General features: G+C 61.3%; 18 protein-coding genes and 2 pseudogenes. 12 read left to right on the top strand and 8 right to left on the bottom strand.

Features of this window, described 5'->3' with window-relative positions:
- Positions 1-540: 540 nt before the first annotated feature.
- The 3 genes from ligA to M2367_RS01515 form a co-directional block, all read right to left on the bottom strand.
- Positions 541-2,685 carry an NAD-dependent DNA ligase LigA gene (gene ligA / locus M2367_RS01525; protein ID WP_259235570.1) on the bottom strand — a complete coding sequence of 715 codons (2,145 nt, stop codon included), beginning with the start codon at positions 2,683-2,685 and terminating at the stop codon, positions 541-543.
- A 100-nt stretch (positions 2,686-2,785) separates the two neighbouring features.
- Positions 2,786-3,931 carry a cell division protein ZipA gene (gene zipA, locus M2367_RS01520; RefSeq protein WP_259235569.1) on the bottom strand — a complete coding sequence of 382 codons (1,146 nt, stop codon included), beginning with the start codon at positions 3,929-3,931 and terminating at the stop codon, positions 2,786-2,788.
- A gap of 15 nt (positions 3,932-3,946) precedes the next feature.
- Positions 3,947-7,318, bottom strand: a complete 3,372-nt coding sequence (locus M2367_RS01515) for an AAA family ATPase (protein WP_259235568.1) — start codon at positions 7,316-7,318, stop codon at positions 3,947-3,949.
- A 107-nt stretch (positions 7,319-7,425) separates the two neighbouring features.
- Here M2367_RS01515 and cysZ point away from each other — a divergent pair, with 107 nt between their 5' ends.
- Both cysZ and M2367_RS01505 read left to right on the top strand, forming a co-directional pair.
- Complete coding sequence (gene cysZ, locus M2367_RS01510) at positions 7,426-8,190, top strand: sulfate transporter CysZ (RefSeq protein ID WP_042040721.1); 765 nt, start codon at positions 7,426-7,428, stop codon at positions 8,188-8,190.
- Between the two features lie 135 nt (positions 8,191-8,325).
- Positions 8,326-8,940, top strand: coding sequence for a trimeric intracellular cation channel family protein (locus tag M2367_RS01505; protein WP_042040722.1), 615 nt, complete (start codon positions 8,326-8,328; stop codon positions 8,938-8,940).
- Between the two features lie 76 nt (positions 8,941-9,016).
- Here the strand turns inward: M2367_RS01505 and M2367_RS01500 are convergent, their stop codons facing one another.
- From M2367_RS01500 to M2367_RS01485, 4 genes are all read right to left on the bottom strand, one after another.
- Positions 9,017-9,268: a lipoprotein gene (locus M2367_RS01500; RefSeq protein ID WP_042040723.1), complete on the bottom strand. Its 252-nt coding sequence runs from the start codon at positions 9,266-9,268 to the stop codon at positions 9,017-9,019.
- A 75-nt stretch (positions 9,269-9,343) separates the two neighbouring features.
- Positions 9,344-9,889 carry a YcbK family protein gene (locus tag M2367_RS01495; protein ID WP_259235567.1) on the bottom strand — a complete coding sequence of 182 codons (546 nt, stop codon included), beginning with the start codon at positions 9,887-9,889 and terminating at the stop codon, positions 9,344-9,346.
- 132 nt (positions 9,890-10,021) lie between these two features.
- Positions 10,022-11,506, bottom strand: a complete 1,485-nt coding sequence (locus tag M2367_RS01490) for a murein L,D-transpeptidase (protein ID WP_224431009.1) — start codon at positions 11,504-11,506, stop codon at positions 10,022-10,024.
- Between the two features lie 86 nt (positions 11,507-11,592).
- Positions 11,593-12,360 (bottom strand): ABC transporter substrate-binding protein, encoded by a 768-nt coding sequence (locus tag M2367_RS01485; protein WP_259235566.1) that lies wholly within the window; start codon positions 12,358-12,360, stop codon positions 11,593-11,595.
- A gap of 323 nt (positions 12,361-12,683) precedes the next feature.
- Here M2367_RS01485 and M2367_RS01480 point away from each other — a divergent pair, with 323 nt between their 5' ends.
- From M2367_RS01480 to M2367_RS01460, 5 genes are all read left to right on the top strand, one after another.
- Positions 12,684-13,235 carry a hypothetical protein gene (locus M2367_RS01480; protein ID WP_259235565.1) on the top strand — a complete coding sequence of 184 codons (552 nt, stop codon included), beginning with the start codon at positions 12,684-12,686 and terminating at the stop codon, positions 13,233-13,235.
- A gap of 43 nt (positions 13,236-13,278) precedes the next feature.
- The gene (locus tag M2367_RS01475; protein WP_259235564.1) at positions 13,279-14,337 is read left to right on the top strand and encodes a glycosyltransferase family 2 protein; all 1,059 of its coding nucleotides are present in this window, start codon (positions 13,279-13,281) and stop codon (positions 14,335-14,337) included.
- Entirely contained in the window at positions 14,334-14,705 is a 372-nt protein-coding gene (locus tag M2367_RS01470) for a GtrA family protein (RefSeq protein WP_042040729.1), read from the top strand. Before M2367_RS01475 ends, M2367_RS01470 begins: the two co-directional genes overlap by 4 nt.
- Positions 14,705-15,865: a hypothetical protein gene (locus M2367_RS01465; RefSeq protein ID WP_224431012.1), complete on the top strand. Its 1,161-nt coding sequence runs from the start codon at positions 14,705-14,707 to the stop codon at positions 15,863-15,865. Before M2367_RS01470 ends, M2367_RS01465 begins: the two co-directional genes overlap by 1 nt.
- Positions 15,866-16,055: 190 nt before the next feature.
- Positions 16,056-18,143, top strand: coding sequence for an alpha-amylase (locus M2367_RS01460; RefSeq protein WP_259235563.1), 2,088 nt, complete (start codon positions 16,056-16,058; stop codon positions 18,141-18,143).
- Positions 18,144-18,296: 153 nt separating this feature from the next.
- On the opposite strand, the gene M2367_RS01455 is transcribed toward M2367_RS01460, so the two are convergent.
- Positions 18,297-18,926, bottom strand: a complete 630-nt coding sequence (locus tag M2367_RS01455; RefSeq protein WP_224431014.1) for a glutathione S-transferase N-terminal domain-containing protein — start codon at positions 18,924-18,926, stop codon at positions 18,297-18,299.
- A gap of 192 nt (positions 18,927-19,118) precedes the next feature.
- Between M2367_RS01455 and M2367_RS01450 the strand changes: the two genes are divergently transcribed.
- From M2367_RS01450 to M2367_RS01420, 5 genes and pseudogenes are all read left to right on the top strand, one after another.
- On the top strand, positions 19,119-19,763 hold the full coding sequence (locus tag M2367_RS01450; RefSeq protein ID WP_259235562.1) for a response regulator transcription factor: 645 nt from the start codon (positions 19,119-19,121) through the stop codon (positions 19,761-19,763).
- 219 nt (positions 19,764-19,982) lie between these two features.
- Positions 19,983-20,084: pseudogene (locus M2367_RS01440) on the top strand (DNA-binding response regulator); the annotation flags it as partial.
- 135 nt (positions 20,085-20,219) lie between these two features.
- Positions 20,220-20,306, top strand: a pseudogene (locus M2367_RS01430) (DNA-binding response regulator); the annotation flags it as partial.
- A 107-nt stretch (positions 20,307-20,413) separates the two neighbouring features.
- The gene (locus M2367_RS01425; protein ID WP_259235561.1) at positions 20,414-21,001 is read left to right on the top strand and encodes a TetR/AcrR family transcriptional regulator; all 588 of its coding nucleotides are present in this window, start codon (positions 20,414-20,416) and stop codon (positions 20,999-21,001) included.
- A 120-nt stretch (positions 21,002-21,121) separates the two neighbouring features.
- Positions 21,122-21,973, top strand: coding sequence for an alpha/beta fold hydrolase (locus M2367_RS01420; RefSeq protein WP_224431017.1), 852 nt, complete (start codon positions 21,122-21,124; stop codon positions 21,971-21,973).
- Positions 21,974-22,010 lie beyond the last annotated feature (37 nt).

Raw genomic sequence — 22,010 nt, 5'->3', positions numbered from 1 at the left:
GCTCCCGGCCTGCCCCGGCTCGCCAGGGCGAGACGAGACCAGCCGGGCCTTGAGCCCCTGGCTGGCATCTGGGAGTGCTGAGGTTATCCACAGCTTACAAACACAACATATGGGATTTTTATCTCTTTAATTCCCTATATGTGGTGGCTATTAGGCCCCAAAGCCGAAGGCGCTTTCTTGATCCAAGACAGGTTTTTCGCCAGCTGCTCAGTTAGGAAACAGTGTCAAAAGAGCACTTTTCACCCCTAGGCCAGAGCCACTCTGGCCTAGGGGCGGATCCCTGGTTTGCAAATATGTGTGGCCCTTGCTGCCGACCTGGGCCGCCTCTGCCCAGCGGTCAGCCGGGCAACCCAGCAGAGCCGGTCAGGGAGACCATGCACCGGCAGCGATGATCTGTTGCAAGAGATGAGAAGAGGGATGGGATCGTTCGAGCAGGCCGTGGGCAACCGCTCAGCTGAACGGGTCGGCATAGGGAATAACCCATGAAAAAACAGACCCGGTCAGGGCCGGGTCTGTAGCGTCTCAGGTCAGGGATCCGGCTCAGGGCTGGATAGCGGCTTGCAACTGCTCTTCGGTCCAGATGGTGATGCCGAGCTCCTGGGCCTTGATGAGCTTGGAGCCCGCCGCCTCACCGGCCACCAGCACGTCCGTCTTGGCCGACACCGAACCGGCCACCTTGGCACCAAGAGCCTGCAGGGCCGCCTTGGCATCGTTGCGTGACAGGGTGGTGAGGGTGCCGGTCAGCACGAAGGTCTTGCCGGCAAAGGGTTGCTCGGCCGCCTCTTTCTGCTCAATCTCCGGCCAGTGGATACCGGCGGCCAGCAAGGCGTCGAGCACCTCGATGTTATGGGGCTGGCGCAGGAAGTAGTAGACATGTTTGGCCACCACCTCCCCCACATCCGGCACCGCGAGCAACTGCTCGACGCTGGCGGCGCGCAGGGCATCCAGAGTCAGGAAATGATTGGCCAGGTTCAGGGCCGTCGCCTCGCCCACTTCGCGAATGCCAAGGGCAAACAGGAAGCGCGGCAAGGTGGTGCTGCGCGCCGCATCGATGGCGGCCACCAGGTTGAGTGCGGATTTCGGCCCCATTCGTTCCAGCCCGGCGAGCTGGATGGCGGTGAGGCTGAACAGATCCGCCGGTGTCTTGACCAGACCCTTGTCCACCAACTGATCCACTATCTTGTCCCCCAGACCATCCACATCCATGGCACGGCGAGCGGCGAAGTGCTTGATGGCGGCGGCGCGCTGCGCCTCGCAGAACAGACCACCGGCGCAGCGGGCCACCGCCTCGCCCTCGTGTCGTTCCACCGCCGAGCCGCACACGGGGCAGGCGCTCGGGAACAGGATCTCCCGGGCATCCGCGGGGCGCTGGGCGGCCACCACGGCCACCACCTGGGGGATCACATCCCCGGCCCGACGCACTATCACGGTATCGCCGATCATGACGCCGAGGCGCTCGATTTCGTCGGCATTGTGCAAGGTGGCGTTGGAGACGGTGACGCCGCCGACGAACACGGGTTTGAGCTTGGCCACCGGGGTGATGGCGCCGGTACGACCGACCTGGAACTCGACGTTTTCCAGCAGGGTCATCTCCTCCTGGGCCGGGAACTTGTGAGCCGTGGCCCAGCGCGGGGCACGGGCCACGAAGCCGAGTTCTTGCTGAAGCGGAATACTGTCGACCTTGTAGACGACCCCATCAATCTCATACTTCAGGGCGTCACGGCGCGCCAGAATGTCATCGTGGAACGCCTGGCAACCCGCCGCCCCCTCCATCAACCTGACCTCGGGACTCATGGGCAGGCCCCACTCCTTGAGACGACACAGCCGCGCGAAGTGGGAGTCCCCCAGCAGCTCGCCGCCAATGCCGACCCCGTAGGCGTAGAAACTCAAGGGGCGACTCGCCGTGATCCGGGAATCGAGTTGACGCAGGCTGCCAGCGGCGGCATTGCGCGGGTTGACGAACACCTTCTCCCCCGCGGCCAGGGCTCGCTCGTTCATCGCCTCGAAACCAGCCTTGGGCATGAACACCTCACCGCGCACTTCCAGCCGGGCGGGCCAGCCTTCACCACGCAAGACGAGGGGGATCGCCTTGATGGTGCGCACGTTCTCGGTGATCTCCTCCCCCGTGCTGCCGTCCCCCCGGGTTGCCGCCTGCATCAGCTGACCCTCCACATAAAGCAGGCTCACCGCCAGGCCATCGAGCTTGGGCTCGCAGCAGAAGGTGAAACTCAGCTCACGTTTCAGGCGATCCCTCATGCGCTGCTCGAACGCCACCAGCTCTTCGCTGCTGAACACATTGTCCAGACTGAGCATGGGGATCTCGTGGCGCACCTGATTGAAGGCTGTCAGTGGCGCACCACCGACCCGCACACTGGGGGAGCGGGCGGTTTTCAGCTCGGGATGATCGCTTTCCAGCGCGATCAGCTCGCGCATCAGGCGATCATATTCGGCATCGGGTACGGTGGGGTTATCCAGCACATAGTACTGATGGCCGTACTCCGTAAGCAGTCCACACAGCTGGCTATGACGAAGCTCAGGATGAGCCAATTCAAGGGCAAGTAGCTCCTCCTTCAATCGATCATATTCGGCATCCGGTACTGTCGGTTTTTTCAACCCGTAGTACTGATGGCCATATTCGATAAGCAGTTCACACAGTTGACGGTGGCGGGTGAGGGATTCGCTCATGAAAAAATCTCGACTGTGGTGGAAATGATAAGTTAGGCGGACAAATAAAAATGCGGCACCCAGGTACCGCACTTTTTATTCACTCGACAGCGCCGGTCGCTTAGTCGCGACTGGCCTCGAAGGCAGCCAATTCGCGGCGATACCTGTCGATGGTCTCATCGCTGAGCGGGCTGCGCTCCATGTCGGTCAGCATGGCATCCAGGTCACTGGCCAACTGATCGGCGGCTTGCAGCAGGTGCTCGAAGGCAAAGGCCACGTTGCTGCGCAGGGGCAGTTGCATGAACAAGGAGACCCCAGGGGTATTGAACTGCTCCATCCGGTACGGATTGAAGGTGCCCGGTTTGACCATGTTGATCATGGAGAACAGCACTTCCCCGTGGCCATCGAGCCCTTCGTGACGGTGGAAGATATCCATCTCGCCGAACTTGAATGCCAGGGATTGCAGGGAGGCCAACAGGGCAGCCCCTTGCAGCGCCTGACCGGGGCGAGCCATCAGGTTGATGACATAGACATCCTGCCAAATCTTTTCGACGGGAGCGCGATCGGGCTCCGGCTCGTCATACACAGGGGCATAAACCGGGGCCTGCACGGGGGCGGCACGCTCGACCCTGGGCTCGGCACGGGGTTGCACTCTCGCCTCAGCCCTGGGTGCAAACTGGGGCTCGTCAAACTGTGGCTCGGCATGCACTGGCGCCTGACGGGGTTCGGCGCGCACGGTTTGTTCACCGAAGCTGAGGCCGCTGGTGTAGGCAGGCTCGGGCTGAGGCTCGTCGTCAAACGGCTGCAACGCGGGTTCGTGCTGGGGGCGAGAGCGATAGACTGGGGTGCGGCGATTCACCTGAGCGGGCTTGCGCACCGGCTCGGCGGCAACCGGCTCCTCGTAGATCTCCTCTTCCTCGTCCTCATAGACAGGGGCTGGGGCGACGGGACGGGCGACCGGTTTGCGCGGGGCTGGCGGCGGCAGTTCGTCTTCATCCTCATCATCGAGGTAGTCGTGGACAGGTGCAGCCTCAGGCTGCAGCTTGGGCTCGGCACGGCGGCCAGCACTGACCACGCGCACCTGGCCGATGCCGTCGCTATCGAAGGCATCGCTGTCACGATCCCGTGCTTTGGTGTCCATCCGGTTCAAGGGTTTCTCCTTGATCGGGGACTGACGATTCTTCCTGTTGCTCCACAACCCGTGAATGAGCAATGCCGCTATGGCAATCCCGCCCAAGGCGACCAAGATGTAACGCAATTCCTGCATTAGCTGCTTCTCTTTCTAGTTTTGCTCAGCCAAAGCGACGGCTTCACCGATGTCGACCGAGACAATGCGCGAGACACCAGGCTCTTGCATCGTTACGCCGATCAGTTGTTCAGCCATCTCCATGGAGACCTTGTTATGACTGATGTAAACGAACTGTACTGTGCTCGACATCTCTTTGACAAGAGAACAGAAGCGACCGACGTTCACTTCATCGAGCGGTGCATCCACCTCATCCAGCAAACAGAAAGGCGCTGGATTGAGTCTGAAGATGGCAAAAACCAGCGCAAGTGCGGTCAAGGCCTTCTCCCCCCCGGAAAGCAGGGCAATGGTAGCATTCTTCTTACCCGGAGGTCTTGCCATGATACTCACCCCGGCCTCTAAAAGATCGTCGGAGGTGAGCTCCAGCCAGGCGCTCCCACCCCCAAACACCTTGGGGAACAGGGATTTTAAATCTTCATTGACCTTATCGAAAGTGTCACGGAAGCGTATTTGTGTCTCTTTATCAATTCTTTTAATGGCTTGGCCCAGGGTTTCCAAGGCTTGCTCGAGATCCTGGCACTGATTTTCCAGGTAGCTGGCCCGGGTTTGCGCCTCCTCGTATTCCGCCAGCGCCGCCAGGTTGATGGCGCCAAGCGCCTCCACCTGGCTCTCCAGGGTCTGGATCTCCTGGCGCAGGGCGGTGCGATTGGCGGCGATCAGCACCGCCTGATCGAGATCGATCAGTCGTACCCCCAGCTCCTCGAACTGCTCATGCAGCCCCTGGCGCCGAGTCAGGTTGCGCTCACGCTCGAGGCGCAGCTGGGCCAGCTGCTCTTGCAGTGTCACCAGCACGTTGCGATCCGATGCCCGGGTCAGCTCCAGCTCGGCCAGCCCCTTATCAAGTTCGGCGATACGTTGATGGCAGGCCAATTGCGCCGTCTCCAGGGTGCGCTGCTCATGGAGCAGGGGCGACAGATCCTGACCCGATGCGGGCTCAGGCGCCTTGAGCTGCGCCAGCTCCAACCCGAGCCGGGCCAGCTCTTGTTCTCGCAAGGCGATGATCTGATCCCGGTTCTGTTGCGCCAACTGCAAGCGCTGGCTGCTCGCCAGCTGCTGCTCGCGGCGCACCCGTGCCGCCTCCAGCTCTTGCTCGGCTCGCCGCCCCTGCTCCTGTGCCAGTTGCAGCGCCTCACACTCAGCCTCTCCTTGCGCCAGATGTTCCTGCAACTGGGCATCAATCAGCTCACACTCCTGGGCAAGCGCCTCGCTGCGGCTGGACTCGGAGGCCTGCTCGGCGTCGAGGCGGCGCAGATCCTCACCCAGCTGGCCCAACCGCAACAGCCGCTCCTGGCGCTGACCCTGTTGCTGACTCCAGGCTTCACGCTGCCGCTGCCATCTCAGCTCCTGCTCGCCGAGCGCCCGGTCATGTGCCTCATAGGACTCTTTTTGCTCTACCCATAGCCGATCGGCCTCTTGCAGGGCGCTGACTAACTGCTGCCGCTCGCCGTCGGCCTGGCTGCGTTCCTGACGCAACCGCTCACGCTCCCCTTGCTGGGCCAGGGGACCCAGGGCGCCATCCTGACCCAAATCGGCCCAGTTGCGCCCGAGCCAGTCGCCCGCGGGGGTGAGCACAGACTCCGCCGCCGCCAGTTGTGTCTGTTGTTGACGGGCCGCCGTCAAATCCGCCGCCAGCCAGATGCCATTGAGAAAAGCCGGGATATGCGGCCCCGTCACTTCGGCCCCGAGCGTGCCGGGCAGAGCGGGTTCCGCCGGGCCTATCCAGAGCCCTGCATGGCCCTCGGGGCAGATGTCGGCGGCGTTGGCCGTCATCCAGCGACCCAGCACCTTGTCCAGGGCCTGGGCCCAGACGGGCGACACCTGCAAGCCATCGGCCAGTTTGTCGCCACCCAGTTGCGGGCCCAGGATCTGATCCAGGGTGGTGAGCCGGGCATCGAACTCGCGCAGCAGACTGGTCTGCTGATGCAGTCGTTCATTGAGCCCCTGATGATGAGCCGCGCCCCCACGGGCTAATTCGGCCAGCTCCCCGTTCTTGGCACGCATCAGCTCGAGCTCGCGGCTCAGAGCCTCCAGTGCCGGTTGCAAGTCCGGCTGACCGGCCAGGGGATCCCCTTGCTCCTCTTCGAGCTTGAGGCGAGCGAGCCGGGTCTTGGCCTGCAGCTCCTGCAGGCCATGTTGCTGAGTGCGCGTCTGGTTGAGGTTTGATTGCAACTGAGCCAGCTGCTGCTGCCACTGTTGTTGCCGCGATCTCGCCCCTTCCAGAGCCTCGCTTGCCGCCACGCGCCGCCCTTGTTGATCCTCAAGCAACTGCTCACATTGCTCGAGGCGGGCCTCCTCCTGCTCGGCGGTCAGCGCCTGGCTGGCCTGCTCGGTCAAGAGTTCGGCCAACTGTCCCTTGAGCCCCTCGATGCGCTCGGTCAGTACAATGCTGCGCGTCTGCCAGTCGCGGCCCAGCTCATCGCGATGGAGCTGTTGCTGCTCGAGGCGAGCGATGGCTTGACCGCCGAGGAAGAGCTGCTGCTGGCGCGCCGTCTGCTCGGCCTGAGCCTCCTGACGTGCCACCGACAGGCGGATATGGTGACTGTCATCCTGACTGCGCTTGGCATCGAGGGCGGCAATGGCCAAGTCCACCTTGGCCAGTTCCTCCTTGGCCTGGGCCAAGCGAGTCTCCAGCGCCCACAGCTCGGAGCCCATCAACTCGGCACGGGCGGCACGGCTGCGCCCCTTGAGCTGGCTGTAACGTTCGGCGGTCTGGGCCTGAGTTCGTAAATGATCGAGCCGGGCACCGAGCTCGCTGCGAATGTCGCCGAGCCGCTCCAGGTTCTCCTGGGTGTGACGAATGCGCAGCTCCGTCTCCCGACGGCGCTCCTTGTAGCGAGAGACCCCCGCAGCCTCCTCCATGAACAGTTTGAGATCCGCCGGGCGCGACTCCACCAGGCGACTGACGGTGCCCTGCTCTATGATGGCGTAGCTGCGCGGGCCCAGCCCCGTGCCGAGGAAGAGATCGGTGACATCCTTGCGCCGGCACTTCTGGCCATTGATTTCGTAATGGTTGCTGCCATCTCGCAGCACCTCGCGGCGCACCGAGATCTCGCTGAAACGACCAAACTCGCCGGGCACGCGATTGTGGGGATTGTCGAACACCAGTTCGACCGAGGCGCGGCCATGGGCACTGCGATTGAGGGAACCATTGAAGATGACGTCTGTCATGTTTTCGCCGCGCAGGTGGCGGGCCGAACTCTCACCCAGCACCCAGCGCACCGCATCGATGACATTGGATTTGCCGCAACCGTTCGGACCCACTATGGCGGTCATGTCGGCACTGAGCACTATCTTGGTCGGCTCGACGAACGACTTGAAACCGGCGAGCTTGATCAATTTCAGACGCATGTAGGCCTATATCCGGGCTAAATAGTGGGGCGGCGGGTCGATGACTTTACCAAATCAATGGCTTGTTTGTAATATGCAGGCTGTTCCCTGTCATGGATGGAGCTCAGATGAGCCAATCACGCCCCTTAGTCAAAGACTCTATCAGCGGTGCAGACTACTTCCTGCGCGGTTTCTCACTGATCCGCCAACCGGGTATCCGCACCTTCGTGCTGATCCCGCTGCTGGTCAACTTCCTGTTGTTCTCCGGCGCCTTCTACGCCCTGTTGCTGCAACTCGATGGCCTGTTCGCCTGGCTGCACCAGCAGATCCCCTCCTGGCTATCCTGGCTCGACTACCTGCTCTGGCCCATCGCACTGCTGACCATACTGGTGGTCTTCTCCTTCCTGTTCAGCTCCCTGGCAAACTGGGTGGCGGCCCCCTTCAATGGCCTGCTGGCCGAGAAGGTGGAACAGCACCTCACCGGCCAACCCAGCGCCGAAACCGGCATGCTCGACATAGTCCGGGATGTGCCTCGGATATTCGGGCGCGAATGGACCAAGCTGAAATACTATCTGCCCAAGGCGATTGGCTGCCTGATCCTGTTCCTGATCCCCGTGGTGGGCCAAACCCTGGCTCCCCTGATCTGGTTCCTGTTCAGTGCCTGGATGATGGCCATCCAGTATGTGGACTACCCGTTTGACAACCACAAGATCGACTTCGTCACCATGCGCGACGCCCTCAAACAGCGTCGGGGCAAGTGCCTGAGTTTCGGCGCCCTGGTGACCCTCTTCTCCGCCATTCCCGTGGTGAACCTGTTCGTGATGCCGGTGGCCATCTGTGGTGCCACCGCCATGTGGGTCGATCAGTACCGGGATGAGCAGATCAAAAAGTAACGAGATTGTTTCATAAGAAAAAGAGGGGGCGACAGCCCCCTTTTCATTACTTAATCTAATGTGAATGTGAGAGTGCTTGTAGGGCCAATGCAGGCTTGTTAGGATGCGGGCCTTTCTCGAACCCGGGTATTTCTCATGTTACATGCACTCTTCTTGCTCGGCCTGGTCGCCGAAGGGATGACGGGCGCGCTGGCGGCGGGCCGGCGGCGAATGGACTTGTTTGGCGTCGTTATCATCGCGTCGGCGACGGCCATCGGCGGCGGTACCATCAGAGACGTGCTGCTGGGACACTATCCCCTGCTCTGGGTCGAGCATCCCCTCTACGTGGTGCTGGTCGCTGGCGCCGCCCTGGTCACTGTCATCTGCGCGCCCCTGATGCGCTACCTCGGCAAGCTGTTCATGGCCCTCGACGCCCTGGGCTTGGTGGTCTTCTCCATCTTCGGCGCATCCCGCGCCCTGGAGATGGGCCATGGCGCCGGCATTGCCTGCATCATGGCCGTGGTGACCGGGGTATTTGGCGGTGTGCTGCGCGATCTGCTGTGCCAGCGTATCCCGCTGGTGTTTCGCCGCGAGCTCTACGCCGGTGTCTCCCTCATCACAGCCGGGCTCTATTGCCTGGCGCTCGATCAGGGGCTGCCCAGTGATTGGGCGGCATTCGGCGCCATTGGTATTGGCTTCGTGCTGCGGCTGCTCGCGATACGCTTCAAGTGGGGACTGCCCACCTTCAACTACCAATATGCTTCCCACTAAGCGGTACATGCCTTGCTGATCTGCTGAAAAGCGGGCAACAAAAAAGCGCCGTTTGGCGCTTTTTTGTTGGGGGAAGCTATTTGATCCCTTCGGAACTGAAGAAGGTCGCCTTGTCGGCAATGAAACGGATCTTGATGTTCTGTTGCTTGTCACCCCAGATGCAGCTGGTCGTGCCCAGGGCATCATCGCAACTGTCCGCCTTGCCGAGGATCGCACTCGCCTCGCTGTAGCTGATCCCCATCTTGAGCTTGTCGTAGTTATCACGGTTTATCTTGCCGCAACCTGTCAATACCAGGGCCACCATGGCACCTATCAGGATCTGCTTCATCTTTTTCTCCTCTGTATGAGGCACCAAGCCTAGCAGCTCCCCCTTGCCCCTGTCAGCCAATGAGACCAAATGGGTCTACCAACTGCGCACCGGCCCCGTATCCAGGTGAACAAAATTGTCGCTGGGGTAATAACCCACGCCACCCACCTGGAGCTGCAGCGCCGCTTTGCGCAAATGGGCAAGCTGCACCCCCTGCAGGCGCACATCGACCGCCTGGCCGAGTACATGGTAGCTGTGTTTCGCCACGCCCTTGCTGCGCCTGTGCTTGGCATTATTGGTGGCCGGGGAGCGGTAACCCGAGATAAGCTGGATTTCACCATGATGGCCGAGGCGCTGTTGCAGCAAATAGAGCTGATCAAACAGCTTGCGGTCTATGTTGAACACCTCATCGCGCCTGTAGTCACGCAGCAGATGATTGAGTTCGGCCAGGCCGTCCGGCAGATAGCGCCCCTTCTCCCAGTAACTGGCCTTGACCCGCTCGCCGGTGTTGAGGTTGAAAACACTCAAGTCGCGACTGTTGGTGCTGCGGCTCGCCTGGGCGGGAAAAGAGAGCAAACTGGCTCCCATCACACAACCAGCCCCCAGTAGCAGGCGGCGTCGGCTTATCTCTTTGTCGAGCATGTCGGCTCCGTCTGAATGTGAATAAAAACAAGGCAACCGCTCGAACTTAACCGCCGCCTTCCTTTTCTGTCAAACCCTAATCCGCCAACAAAAAGCCCGGCCGAAGCCGGGCTTATCAGACTGTGCTCGGGATCACAGGGCACGACTCTGATAGCTGACCCGATCAAATCCATAGATGTCGCTGCGCAGTTGCTGACGACCCTGCTCATCGAGCCAGCTGCTCCAGTAGACGGTGAATACCGGCGTTGGCGTGCTGAGCGGCAGCCACTTGGTCTTGTCTTCTTTGAGCAGACTGGCCACCTTGTCGGGTTGATAGCGGGAATCGGCGAGCAGCAATTCGGCCAGATCGTCTGCATGTTCGACCCGGATACAACCAGAGCTGAAGGCCCGCGCCCCCTGTTCAAACAGCCCCTTGCTCGGGGTTGAATGCAGATAGATGGCATCGTTGTTGGGCAGATAGAATTTGTAACGGCCCAGGGCATTGTGATCCCCCGGCTTTTGCCGCAGTCGATAAGGGAACCCCTCGGCCAGGGCCTGATGCCACTGCTCCTCGGTGAGGTGCTGCGGATTGCCGGCACTGTCGGTCACCTCGAACTGCTCGCGGGCCAAATAGCCCGGATCGCGACTCAGTTTGGGCAGTATGTCCTTGCTCAGGATGGATCTGGGCACATGCCAAGCCGGATTGAGCACCACGGAGCGGATCTCGCTGGCGAGGATCGGGGTCTCCCGCTCCTCCTTGCCGACGATGACCCGACTGGTAAAGACCTCACCGCCCCCCTGCACCACGCTCAGGCGATAGTCGGGAATATTGACCAGCACATAACGGCTGCCGACCAGATGATCCACCAGATCCCGGCGCCAGAGATTACGCAGCAGTAAACTGGCGCGTACCACAGGCCCGGTATTGAGCCAGGCCAGGGTGCGGCGGCCTATGATGCCGTCGGCAGTCAGACCATGACGACGCTGGAACAGCTTGATGGCCTCTTCAGTCTCGGCGTCATAGATTTCATCCTGATGGGCGGGGGCCACATCGCCAAGTTCATTGAGCATGGCGCGGATCTGGCCAAGCTCGGGGGATGGTTCGCCACTGCGCAGAGTTGGCATGGCCAGGGTGGGCCAGGTGGTGGCCATGGGCAGCGCCAGCAGCTTGTGCACCTTGGCACGCACCGCCTCATATTCGGCGACCTGGGGGCGTAGATCCCGCACCTGATCGAGCAGATCGCCGCTCTCTGTCACCGGCTCCGACGACAAGGAGAGATCCAGCTTCTGGGTCTTCAGCTGCTCGCGAGAGACCAGATCCATGGCGCGCCACTGTTGCTGGAAACGGGCCAACTTGCTGAACGCCTCGTCATAGAGCGGCCCCCGCCCCTGCTCGGGCATCGCCTTGAGCCGCCGCCACACAGCTTGGAATTCAGGGTGCAACTGGGCCAACGCAGCCTCTTGCAACTGCAGCTCCAGCTCTTTTCTTGCCTGCTCTGATCTACTGTCCCTATACCATTCATGGGTGCCGATCGCAGTACTCACCACCACAGGGGTCTCGCTGGCCTGTGCCTGCCCCAGCGGCAAACAGCCCAGCCACATCAGGTTTGCCAATGCCAGCCAATACTTCTTTCCCATGTGAACCTCAATTAGATCCGAACATTGCCATCCAAGTCACAGCGACCCTCTCACCGGCCCATGATGCGACAATAAGTACAAGCTGACTAGGGTGTCTGTGTGTAGCGTTGCCAAATCCGCGCATACTGGCCGGACTGGCGCAACTGCACCAAGGCAAGGTTGACGCGCGTCACCAGCGTGGGAGAGACACTCTGCTTGCTGAACATGAAGAAGGTGGGCTGGCGAGCGGCAGGCTGCTCTGCCATTACCACCTGTTGCCCAAGTCCAGCATCCATGAGCCCCTGATGGGTCGCCAGCCTGTCCCCGAGAAAGCCATCGATGCGCCCCAGCAGCAGCTTATGATAATTCTGGCTCTCTCTGGGCACGGCACTCACCTGATGTGGGTGACGGGCAAGCAGGGCTATCAGCTCATCCCCATAGAAATAACCCCGGGTCACCCCCAATCGCTGGCCCTGTCCCAGCCAGCTGGCAAGGCTGTTACCCTGCCCCGTGACCCCGCCCCCCTTCACTAGCCAGAGCCCGGTTTCCCCGGGGTTATAGGCATCGGAGAAGAGCCCATAGGCGGCACGCTCTTCATTGATGAAGGCTTCCATGGCGATGTCTATTTCCCCAAGTTCCACCCCCTGCAGCACCCGCTTCCATGGTCGCTCGACATAGGTCAGCTGGCAGGGGATCTGTGCCATCACGGCTTCCAGCACTTCGATGGTAAAGCCCCGCATCTGACCACCATCATCACGACTGTGATAAGGCGGCCACTCGTCGTAGCCGACCCGCAACGGGTGTGGACAGGGGCTCGCCGCCCACAGGGCTGGCGAGAGCAAACAGGCAATCAAGGGGAGCAGCAAACGGGTCATTGGCAATCCTTGCACGCAGAGTCGCGCCATCATAAGGGGATAACCAGGCCAAGGCGACCATATGAGCCGAAATTTGGTGTCAATTGATGACGCACTGAATTATCCCTCGCCTTGACCTGAGCGGGCCATCCATTGCCGCGCCCTGTGTCTTGGCGAGGGAGTGTGCAAAATGACGTCACGGCATCGGGACCGGGCGGGGGTGGTGATGACGGATGACAGGGGTTAATATATGACCAAATATTTTTTTGTGATCCACTATGCTTTTTTTGCAATTGGATTAGCATATGCGCGAGTTAGCCTCCCCCTTGGGCGTAGAGAGTAATATGACATACAAAAAGTTCGGTTTTATCGCAGCCATCCTCGCCTTGAGCGGCTTCTATCTCTATACCCTCTACCTGGCTGCCCACCCCAATGTGAGCCTGGCCTATCGCCTCTATTATCTGGAAGGCAAGACCCGCTTCTGGGAGCACAACTCCAGCATGACGTACCGGGTAGGCAACGAGCTCAATCTGACCAAACCGAGCCGCTTCCTCTCCAGCGAAGGCTGGTCCAAGAAGCCGAGCGAGCAAGGCACCCAGCTAACTGGTCAGGGGGGTCTCTATTTCTTGCTGCCCAAGCAGGGGGAGTCGTCAGCCGACCAGAATGACCTCACTGTGCGAGCGCGCATCAACAGCCCAGAGGCCGGAGCCCTGCTCAACGTCGCCATGGGTCATGACTTCGTCACCACCATCAAGCTGGCCAAGGCGGGTCTGAACGAAATCAACTTCCAGCTGCCCGGTGAGGCCCTGAGCCAGGATCCCAAACAGCTCAACTTCCTGGCCCTCTCGACGGCGACCCCGCTCAACGTCGAATCTGTGCAACTGAGCACCGAATAACCGCCTCCTCTTTTCATGCCCCCTTTCCTATAAGGACAGCCCCATGTCGCAAGCCAATTTCCGACTCTCTCTGGTCGTGCCCGTTTATAACGAGGAAGAGAGCATTGATGCCTTTATTGCCGCGATAGACTCAGAACTGCACTCCATCAAGGAGCACCTGGAGATCGTCTTCGTCAACGACGGCAGTCGCGATCGTACCCGTGACGTCGTCGAGCAGGCCATCGCCCGTGACCCGCGGGTGACCCTGGTCAATCTGGCGCGCAACTTCGGCAAAGAAGCCGCCATGACCGCAGGCCTGCACCACGCCCGTGGCGATGCCATGGTCCCCATGGATGTGGACTTGCAAGATCCCCCCGCTCTCATCCTGGAATTCGTCAAGCTGTGGCAAACCGGTGACTATGACACCGTCTACGGCATTCGGGTCGATCGCAGCGCCGACACCCCGATGAAGCGCATCACCGCCGGCGGCTTCTACCGCTTCTTCAATGCCCTCTCCAGCGGTACCAAGCTGCCGGAAAACGCCGGTGACTTCCGCCTGATCGATCGCCGGGTCGTCGAGGCCATCAAGCAGCTGCCAGAACGCACCCGCTTCATGAAGGGTCTGTTCGCCTGGGCCGGTTTCCGTGCCGTCGGCGTGCCTTACGAGCGTCCCGCCCGCCATGCCGGCGAGACCAAGTTCAATTACTGGAAGCTGTGGAACTTCGCCCTCGATGGGGTGATGAGTTTCTCCAGCTGGCCGCTGCGGGTATGGAGCTATGTCGGGGTCGGCGTTTCCTTAGTTGCCTTCCTCTACATCCTCAAGATAGTGACCCAGGTGCTCTTCTTCGGCGTAGATGTCCCCGGTTACGCCTCGCTGATGTCGGTGGTGCTCTTCCTCGGCGGCATCCAGTTGCTCTCCCTTGGCATCATAGGCGAGTACATTGGTCGCATGTTCGTGGAAGTGAAGCAGCGTCCGATTTACCTGATTGAAGGGGTTTACGGCCAATATGCCGCCGATGAGGCGAGCAAACCCTCTGCCCCCAAGGCCAAGAGCCGCGCCAAGGCCAGCAAGCCTGAGCAAGCTGACGCAGCAAGAGATGGCCAGGAGCAAGATCCTGCATGATCTCCCGCGATGAATTCTGGCGGTTGGTGCGCTTCGGCTTCGTCGGTGGTGGCGCCACCCTGGTGGATCTGGGCAGCGCCTTTGCCCTGTTCCACAGCTGGCCCGGCATCAACGAGCACCTGGTCACCACACTCGCGTTCTCGGTGGCTTTCTGGTTCTCCTTCTTCGGCCACAGGTACATCACCTTCCAGAAGCAGGGGGCCGTTGGCAAGTTCTTGCTGGTTGCACTCTTCTCGTTAGCGGTGCGTAACCTGATCCTGAGCGGCCTGCTGTTTGCCGGGCTCTCCGGCCTGCTGCCGGTGGTCATCGCCACCTTGACGGTCACCATACTGACCTATGTCCTCTCCCGTATCTGGGTATTCGCTTGATGAATGATGTGACCAATCTCAATGTGCCGGGCGCCGTGGCGCCCTATCGTCCCTCCCTGCGTATCAGCGGCAATGACTGGCTGCTGATCTTTGCAGCCTTTGCCCTGAGTCGCATCGCCTTGTATGGCATGGGTTACTTCGGGGTCCAGCTGTACGGCAGCCCCATTGGCCCCTTCCAGGCTTACTGCCAATTCGACTGCGTCTGGTTCCAGCGCATCATTGAAAACGGCTACGATCTCTATCCACGCTGGCTCAGCAAGGGCAATGCAGCCAACTGGGCCTTCATGCCCCTCTACCCCATGCTGGCCGGCGGCATCTCCAGCCTGCTCGAGGTCGAGAGCCTGTTTGGACTGATGCTGGTCGCCAACCTCGCCTTCTTCGCCAGCCTGCCGCTGATGCTGCTGGTGCTGCGTCAGCTCAAGTTGGGAGATGAAACGGCACGCTTCGGAGTCTGGCTGCTCGCCTTCTCCCCCTTCTCGGCCTATTTCGTGTCCGGCTATACCGAGCCCATGTTCATGGCGCTCATGCTGGGCATGTTCCTGTTCGCTTACCGGGAACAGTGGATGATGGTGGCCGTCTTGGGGATCCTCATCTCCAGCACCCGTAACCTGGGGGTCATGATGGTGTTCCCCGTGCTGATCCTGGCGCTGCAGGCCTATGGCATCCGCGAGTTCCTGCGTTTCAGCGAGCGGACCCTCAAGGTGGTGCTCACCCTCTGGCTCATCCCCTTCGGCCTGTTCGCTTACATGGTCTACCTCTACCACCTGATGGGGGATGCCCTGGCATTCAAACACATACAGGTTGCATGGGGTCGTCACATGGACAGTCCGCTGGACTGGTGGATGAGCGGCTTCGAACTCGGCGGGCGCAAGGCCTACCTCTCCATCATGGTGATGTTCGGCTGGGCCCTGAACGGCTATCTGTTCTACAAGAAGCGCTGGGCCGAGGCGACCCTGATGTTCATCTGCTGCACCATACCGCTGATGACAGGGCTCAACGCCATGCCGCGCTACATGTTTGGCCTCTATCCGACCCTCTTGGCCATCATCTTGCTGACTCACCGCTGGCCCGCCATCCGACCGGCCGTGCTCTGCCTGTCCGGCATGGTGGCCTCCTTCATCGCGGTGGCCTTCGTCAACTTCAAGTTCTTTACCGTCTGATCCCCCATCACGACCATAAAATGCCGACCTCAGGGTCGGCATTTTGCTTATCTTGCTGTGCAAACCAACCTCCTTGCCCTTGAAAGCGTTGCCATTTGAACCGAGTTCACAGATCCCGGTTGCCGTTTCCCACTCGCCCTCTGGTGCCCCTTAGAATGAACCATCCCGCTGCTTGGCAAAGGAATGGCTCATGCGTCTCTCCCCTCTGTTGCTCGCCCTGCTGGCCCTGCCCGCCTGGGCAGCCCCCGACTTGCACCTCTATGTGGATGGCGAGGCGCTGCCCGTCAATCTCAGCCTGACCGGGGGGATGCAGCAGCTGACCCACCCTCTGGCCAAGGGCAGTTACCGCATTCGCATCAGCGATGCAGGCAACAGTTGCGGCACCAGCTTTGGCCCGCGCGAAAACATGCCGCTGCCCTTTGGCACGGATCTGCCCATGGACAACTGTGCGCCAGAGAGCAGCTTCACCCTCAAGGTGATGCTGGCAGGGGAGTACGAGTTCAGCTTCGACCCGCAGACCCCCAGCCTGAAGGTGCTGCGGGCCACCAAAAAGAGCACCTTCAAACGCCAGCCCCCCGAGCAAGCCTGCCTTGCCTGGGATGGCGGCCCGGTGACGGTGTCGCTGAAGGGCGTCTGGCCCGACGGCACCCGGCTGCGGGATGCCTACTCCAGGCAGGAGGCCGTGGTCACACAGGGCAAGCTGACCCTGACCCCGACCAAGGAGAGCGGCGGCCTGCTGCTGCTCGAACCCGTGGCGGCGCCAAGACCCGAGCCCTTCAGCTGGGATCAGGCGAGCGTCTATTTCCTGCTGACCGATCGCTTTGCCAACGGCGATCCCGGCAACGATCACAGCTTCGGCCGCCAGAAGGATGGCCAGGACGAGGTCGCCACCTGGCACGGCGGCGACTTCAAGGGACTGACCGCCAAGCTCGACTACATCAAGGCCCTCGGCATCAATGCCATCTGGATAACCCCCATGGTGGAGCAGGTGCACGGCTTCATCGGCGGCGGTGAGCTGGGCAACTTCCCCTTCTATGGCTATCACGGTTATTGGGCGCTCGACTTCACTAAAATCGACCCCAACTACGGCGATGAAGAGAGCCTCAAGACGCTAGTGGACCAGGCCCATCAGCGGGGCATGCGCATCATCCTGGATGTGGTGATGAACCATGCCGGTTACGCCACCCTCGCCGACTTGCAGGATCTGGGACTGACGGCGCTGACCCGAAACAGCGACACGTTGCCGGCCCGCTGGAATGAGTGGCGCCCCAGTAGCGCGCAGAGCTGGCACGACTACAACCCATTCATCGACTATCAGTCACCAGCGTGGAACAAGTGGTGGGGGCCAGACTGGGTGCGGGCGGGTCTGCCAGGCTATCCCCAGCCCGGCACCGATGACGTCACCGGTTCGGTGGCGGGGCTACCGGACTTCCTGACCGAATCCACCAAGCCGGTGGGCCTGCCTCCTCTGCTCGCCGCCAAGCAGGATACCCGGGCCAAAGCGCTCCCCAATGCCACGGTAAGTGATTACCTCATCGCCTGGCACACCGACTGGGTGCGCCGCTTTGGTATCGATGGTTTTCGGGCCGACACCGTCAAGCACCTGGAACCCGAGGTGTGGCTGAAACTCAAGCAGGCGGGCAGTGCGGCCCTCAAGGAGTGGAAGGCGAACAACCCGACCAAGAAGCTCGATGATCTGCCCTTCTACATGGTGGGCGAGGTGTGGGATCAGGGGGTCACCAAGGACTTCTGGTACCAGAACGGCTTCGATGCGCTGATCAATTTCGATTACCAGCGCGAGGCTGCCCTGCCCCAGGCCCAGTGCCTGGCCAGCGCCGAGCCGACTTACGCCAGCTATGCCAGCCGCCTCAACCAGGATCCCGAGTTCAACGTGCTGAGCTACATCAGCTCCCACGACACCAAGCTGTTCTTCGGGGACTATCAGGATGTGGCGCTGCAACGGCGGGTGGCCAGCAGCTTCCTGCTACTGCCCGGCGCGGTCCAGATCTACTACGGTGACGAGTCGGGCCGGGGACTGGCCAAGGATGGCGGCGTCTTCGATCAGGGGGTGCGATCCGACATGAACTGGCAGGAGCTGGCCAGCGGTGACAAGGCCGAGCTGGTCAAACATTGGCAGCGACTCGGCCAGTTCCGCGCCAGCCACCCGGCCATCGCCGCCGGCAGCCACCGTCAGCTCTCCGATGCCCCCTACAGCTTCGTGCGAGAAAAAGGGGACGACAAGGTGGTGGTGGTGTTCGCCGGGCGTGAGCAACCCTAAGCGCCGGCACGCATCGACACTGGGCATCACTGACTCGAGCGGCCAAGGGGAGAGGTCGGTGGCAAAACTGAACGAGGGGAGCCTGGGCTCCCCTCGTTCATACCATCGCCAGACTGCACATGCCTGGCCGGTGCCTGACGCCACCACCCGATGTTAACCCTGCGGCCTGGCGGCCAGCGCGGGCCACTCCTTGCCAGCCCGCTCAAGGGTCTCCTGCCACAGGGGCCAGGCCAGCAAATGCTGCTGATAAGCCCCCGCCGCCCCCGGCAAGGCGATACCGTAGTTGAACAGACGCTGGGCCATGACGGCGTAGAACGCGTCCAGTATACCGGGAGCGCCAAAGTAGAAGCCGGCGCCGGCCTGGGCCCAGATCACCTGCAACCTGGCCAGCTCGGGCAAGGTCTCCAGGGGGGGCTCCTGCTTGCGGGGGGCCCCCAGAAAATAGGGTAAACGGCTGCGGATCTGGCCAAAACCGGCGTGCAGCTCGGCGCACAGGCTGCGCGCCAGGGCACGCTCGGCTCGGCCCGCCGGATAGAGTCCCCGACTCGGATACTGCTCATGCAAATATTCGGCGATGGCCAGGGAGTCGTGCACCCGCACGTCATCATGCACCAACCAGGGCACCAAGCCTGCCGGGGCCTGCTGTTTGAGCCTGTGCAGGGCCGCGGCATCCTTGAGCTCGAACGCCTGCTCGCGCCACTTGCCCCCGGTCAGACCGAGTACCAGGGCCGCCCGCATCGCCCAGGTCGAGCCAGTGCCGACCGTCAATACCATCTCATCCATCTTGCTCTCCTGCATCGCCAGGGTCCCGGGCCACCCCATCACAGGCGGCGAGTTGCTGGCTACTTGTTATTGCCTATTGATAGACATAGCAATTCATCCTGGCTGACCGTCACATTTGTCGGTCTGCGTGTTTGACCACCATGGGGGGCGATGCTAGTTTGATGTTCCAAAACAAATAGTTAACATCGAGCCATGGACAGCCAATTTACCATCGTCATCGCGGATGACCACCCCCTGTTTCGGGGCGCACTCTATCAAGCCGTGCACATGGCCGTCAGCGATGCGCAATTGCTGGAGGCTGACTCCATCGACAGCCTGGCCCATCTGCTTAAGGATCACCCCGAAGTCGACCTGCTGCTGCTCGACCTTAAAATGCCGGGCGCCAATGGCTTCGAGGGGCTGGTGCATCTTCGCGGCCAATACCCGGATCTGCCGATTGTTGTCGTATCAGCCTCGGAAGAGGCCTCTGTCGTGCAGCAGGTGCTGCGGCTCGGCGCCCTGGGGTTCATCCCCAAATCCTCCTCCATGAAGCAGCTGGTGACGGCACTCAATGCGGTCATCGCCGGTGATACCTGGCTGCCAGAGGGTATCTCGCTCAGGCCAGAGTGCGAAGATGAGTCGAGCCTGACCAGCAAGCTGGCCAGTTTGACCCCCCAGCAGTACAAGGTGTTGGTGATGCTGCGCGATGGCAGCCTCAACAAGCAGATTGCCTGGGAGCTCAATGTCTCGGAAGCCACCATCAAGGCCCATATCACCGCCATCTTCCGCAAGCTCGACGTCAAAAATCGCACCCAGGCAGTGATTGCCTTGCAGCAGCTGGATATCAAGGATAACTGACCCTCAGGGCCCATATCACTACCGCCTTCCGCAAACTCGACGTCAAGTCGCACCCAGGCAGTGATTGCCCTGCAGCAGCTGGATATCAAGGATAACTGAGCCCTTGTCACCCTCAGGGCCCATATCACTACCACCTTCCGCAAGCTCGACGTCAAGAATCGCACCCAGGCGGTGATTGCCTTGCAGCAGCTGGATATCAAGGATAACTGAGCCCTTGTCACCCTCAGGGCCCATATCACTACCGCCTTCCGCAAACTCGACGTCAAGAATCGCACCCAGGCAGTGATTGCCTTGCAGCAACTGGATATCAAGGATAACTGAGCCCTTGTCACCCTCAGGGCCCATATCACTACCGCCTTCCGCAAGCTCGACGTCAAGAATCGCACCCAGGCGGTGATTGCCCTGCAGCAACTGGATATCAAGGACAACTGAGCCCTTGTCACCCTCAGGACCCCTATCACTACCGCCTTCCGCAAACTCGACGTCAAGAATCGCACCCAGGCGGTGATTGCCCTGCAGCAGCTGGATATCAAGGACAACTGAGCGGCGTCTTCTCATTGTCGGACCGCGACTTGTCTGCTGTGCAACTGTGGCTCGCAAAAAGTACGATCGTCCTATATGCTGCCACGGGATCGACACTGAGGTGATGGATGAGCAAAGGCAGACTGACCCGTGAGACTATCTTGCAGCAAGGTTTCGAGCAGGCGAGCCAGCAGGGGTTGGAGAGTCTCACCATCGGCTCCCTCGCCAGCCGGTGCGAGATGTCCAAGAGCGGCCTGTTCGCCCACTTCCAGTCCAGAGACAACCTGCAGATAGCCGTGCTCGAATACGCAGGACAGGTGTTTCGGGACAGAGTGATCCAGCCGGTGCGCCAGCGGGCATATCCGGATCAGCAGGCTAAATTACGGGCGCTGCTGGAAGCCTGGCTCGCCTGGAATCAGAATTTCGCCGGACGCTGCATGTTTCTCGATGCCTGGACCTCGGCCCAGGAGGGAGAGGTGCAGCAAGCCGCTCGCCAGCTGGTGCGCTTCTGGCTCGACTATCTCGCCCGTCAGGTTGCCGCAGGCCAGGCCCTGGGCGAATGGCGAGCCGAGATGGATCCCTGGCGCGCCGTCTACCGGCTCTACGGCCTCTATCTGGGCGATCAGGTGTTCGATGCCCTGGCCCTGAGCGACGATCACGGGCACCATTTCTGGCCCGAGGTAGAGGCGCTGTTCATCAGTTGGCGCCCAAGCTGATCGCCCTGGTGGATTGGCTGTTTTCAGCCGCTGTTTTTTAAAACCGATTAAAAAGCACGACCGTACTCAAAATAACACACCCAGCCGCCTCACACCGGCGCACCACAGGAGTGACCGCCCATGAGCAGCAAGATCTACTTCAATACCCGCCGTTTCAGCCCGGGCAAGTGGCTGCTGGGTCTCGGCACCCGCTTGCATCATGGCCTGGCCCCCGCCCACGCCAAACGCACCGCCAGCAAGCTGCTGCTGACCCCGAGCCGCGCCCAGCGCGACACCGATCTCCCCGCAGGTCTGGTGCGCCAGGCCGTGCACACCAGCGAGGGGCAGCTGATGAGCTATCGCCTCGGTCAAGGCCCGGTCTGGTTGTTGATGCATGGCTGGTCCGGCAGCGCCAGCCAGCTCTACCCGCTGATGGAACACATTGCGGCCCGGGGGTTCACCGCCATCGCCTACGATCACCCAGCCCACGGCCATAGCGAGGGGAAAACCGGTCATCTGCCCCGCTTCGTGCGCGCCCTGGACGAGTTGATCGAGCGGCTTGGCCCCATCGCCGGTGTGATGGCCCACAGTATGGGAGGCGCCGTGGCCCTCTCCAGCCGCCACCCTCGCCTGCAGACCTGCCCCCTGCTGCTGGTCGCTCCCGTCATCGACTATGTGCCCCAGCTCTACGCCATGGTGGCACGATCCGGTTATTCGATGCGGCTGTTCGATGCCGTGGTCAAAGAGATAGAGCAGGAGTATCAACACCCCTTGAGCGAGGTGGACCCCCTGGCTGCCCTGACCAGGCGCAGCGGCCCGGCCCTCATCGTCCACGACGAGGGGGACAGGTTCGCCCCCCATCAAGACTCCCTGCGTGCCAGCCAGCATGGCCGCACCCGGCTCATCTCCACCCAAGGCCTGGGTCATGGCCGCATACTGACCAGCCCGCCCCTGTTTGCCGCCTTCGTCGAACTCAGCCAATCGCCGGCCTGACCTCGCGACCCGCCAAGAAGAGAGGGGAGCCATGGCC

Origin of the sequence: Aeromonas sp. BIGb0445 (assembly GCF_024809075.1) — a bacterium.
Classification (GTDB): domain Bacteria; phylum Pseudomonadota; class Gammaproteobacteria; order Enterobacterales; family Aeromonadaceae; genus Aeromonas; species Aeromonas rivuli.
This window is presented reverse-complemented; position numbering and strand designations above follow the sequence as displayed.

Coding starts and splice junctions, on each gene's coding strand:
- ligA (WP_259235570.1), bottom strand. CDS start 2,685: ATGAGCGAATCCCTCACCCGCCACCGTCAACTGTGTGAACTGCTTATC.
- zipA (WP_259235569.1), bottom strand. CDS start 3,931: ATGCAGGAATTGCGTTACATCTTGGTCGCCTTGGGCGGGATTGCCATA.
- M2367_RS01515 (WP_259235568.1), bottom strand. CDS start 7,318: ATGCGTCTGAAATTGATCAAGCTCGCCGGTTTCAAGTCGTTCGTCGAG.
- cysZ (WP_042040721.1), top strand. CDS start 7,426: ATGAGCCAATCACGCCCCTTAGTCAAAGACTCTATCAGCGGTGCAGAC.
- M2367_RS01505 (WP_042040722.1), top strand. CDS start 8,326: ATGTTACATGCACTCTTCTTGCTCGGCCTGGTCGCCGAAGGGATGACG.
- M2367_RS01500 (WP_042040723.1), bottom strand. CDS start 9,268: ATGAAGCAGATCCTGATAGGTGCCATGGTGGCCCTGGTATTGACAGGT.
- M2367_RS01495 (WP_259235567.1), bottom strand. CDS start 9,889: ATGCTCGACAAAGAGATAAGCCGACGCCGCCTGCTACTGGGGGCTGGT.
- M2367_RS01490 (WP_224431009.1), bottom strand. CDS start 11,506: ATGGGAAAGAAGTATTGGCTGGCATTGGCAAACCTGATGTGGCTGGGC.
- M2367_RS01485 (WP_259235566.1), bottom strand. CDS start 12,360: ATGACCCGTTTGCTGCTCCCCTTGATTGCCTGTTTGCTCTCGCCAGCC.
- M2367_RS01480 (WP_259235565.1), top strand. CDS start 12,684: ATGACATACAAAAAGTTCGGTTTTATCGCAGCCATCCTCGCCTTGAGC.
- M2367_RS01475 (WP_259235564.1), top strand. CDS start 13,279: ATGTCGCAAGCCAATTTCCGACTCTCTCTGGTCGTGCCCGTTTATAAC.
- M2367_RS01470 (WP_042040729.1), top strand. CDS start 14,334: ATGATCTCCCGCGATGAATTCTGGCGGTTGGTGCGCTTCGGCTTCGTC.
- M2367_RS01465 (WP_224431012.1), top strand. CDS start 14,705: ATGAATGATGTGACCAATCTCAATGTGCCGGGCGCCGTGGCGCCCTAT.
- M2367_RS01460 (WP_259235563.1), top strand. CDS start 16,056: ATGCGTCTCTCCCCTCTGTTGCTCGCCCTGCTGGCCCTGCCCGCCTGG.
- M2367_RS01455 (WP_224431014.1), bottom strand. CDS start 18,926: ATGGATGAGATGGTATTGACGGTCGGCACTGGCTCGACCTGGGCGATG.
- M2367_RS01450 (WP_259235562.1), top strand. CDS start 19,119: ATGGACAGCCAATTTACCATCGTCATCGCGGATGACCACCCCCTGTTT.
- M2367_RS01425 (WP_259235561.1), top strand. CDS start 20,414: ATGAGCAAAGGCAGACTGACCCGTGAGACTATCTTGCAGCAAGGTTTC.
- M2367_RS01420 (WP_224431017.1), top strand. CDS start 21,122: ATGAGCAGCAAGATCTACTTCAATACCCGCCGTTTCAGCCCGGGCAAG.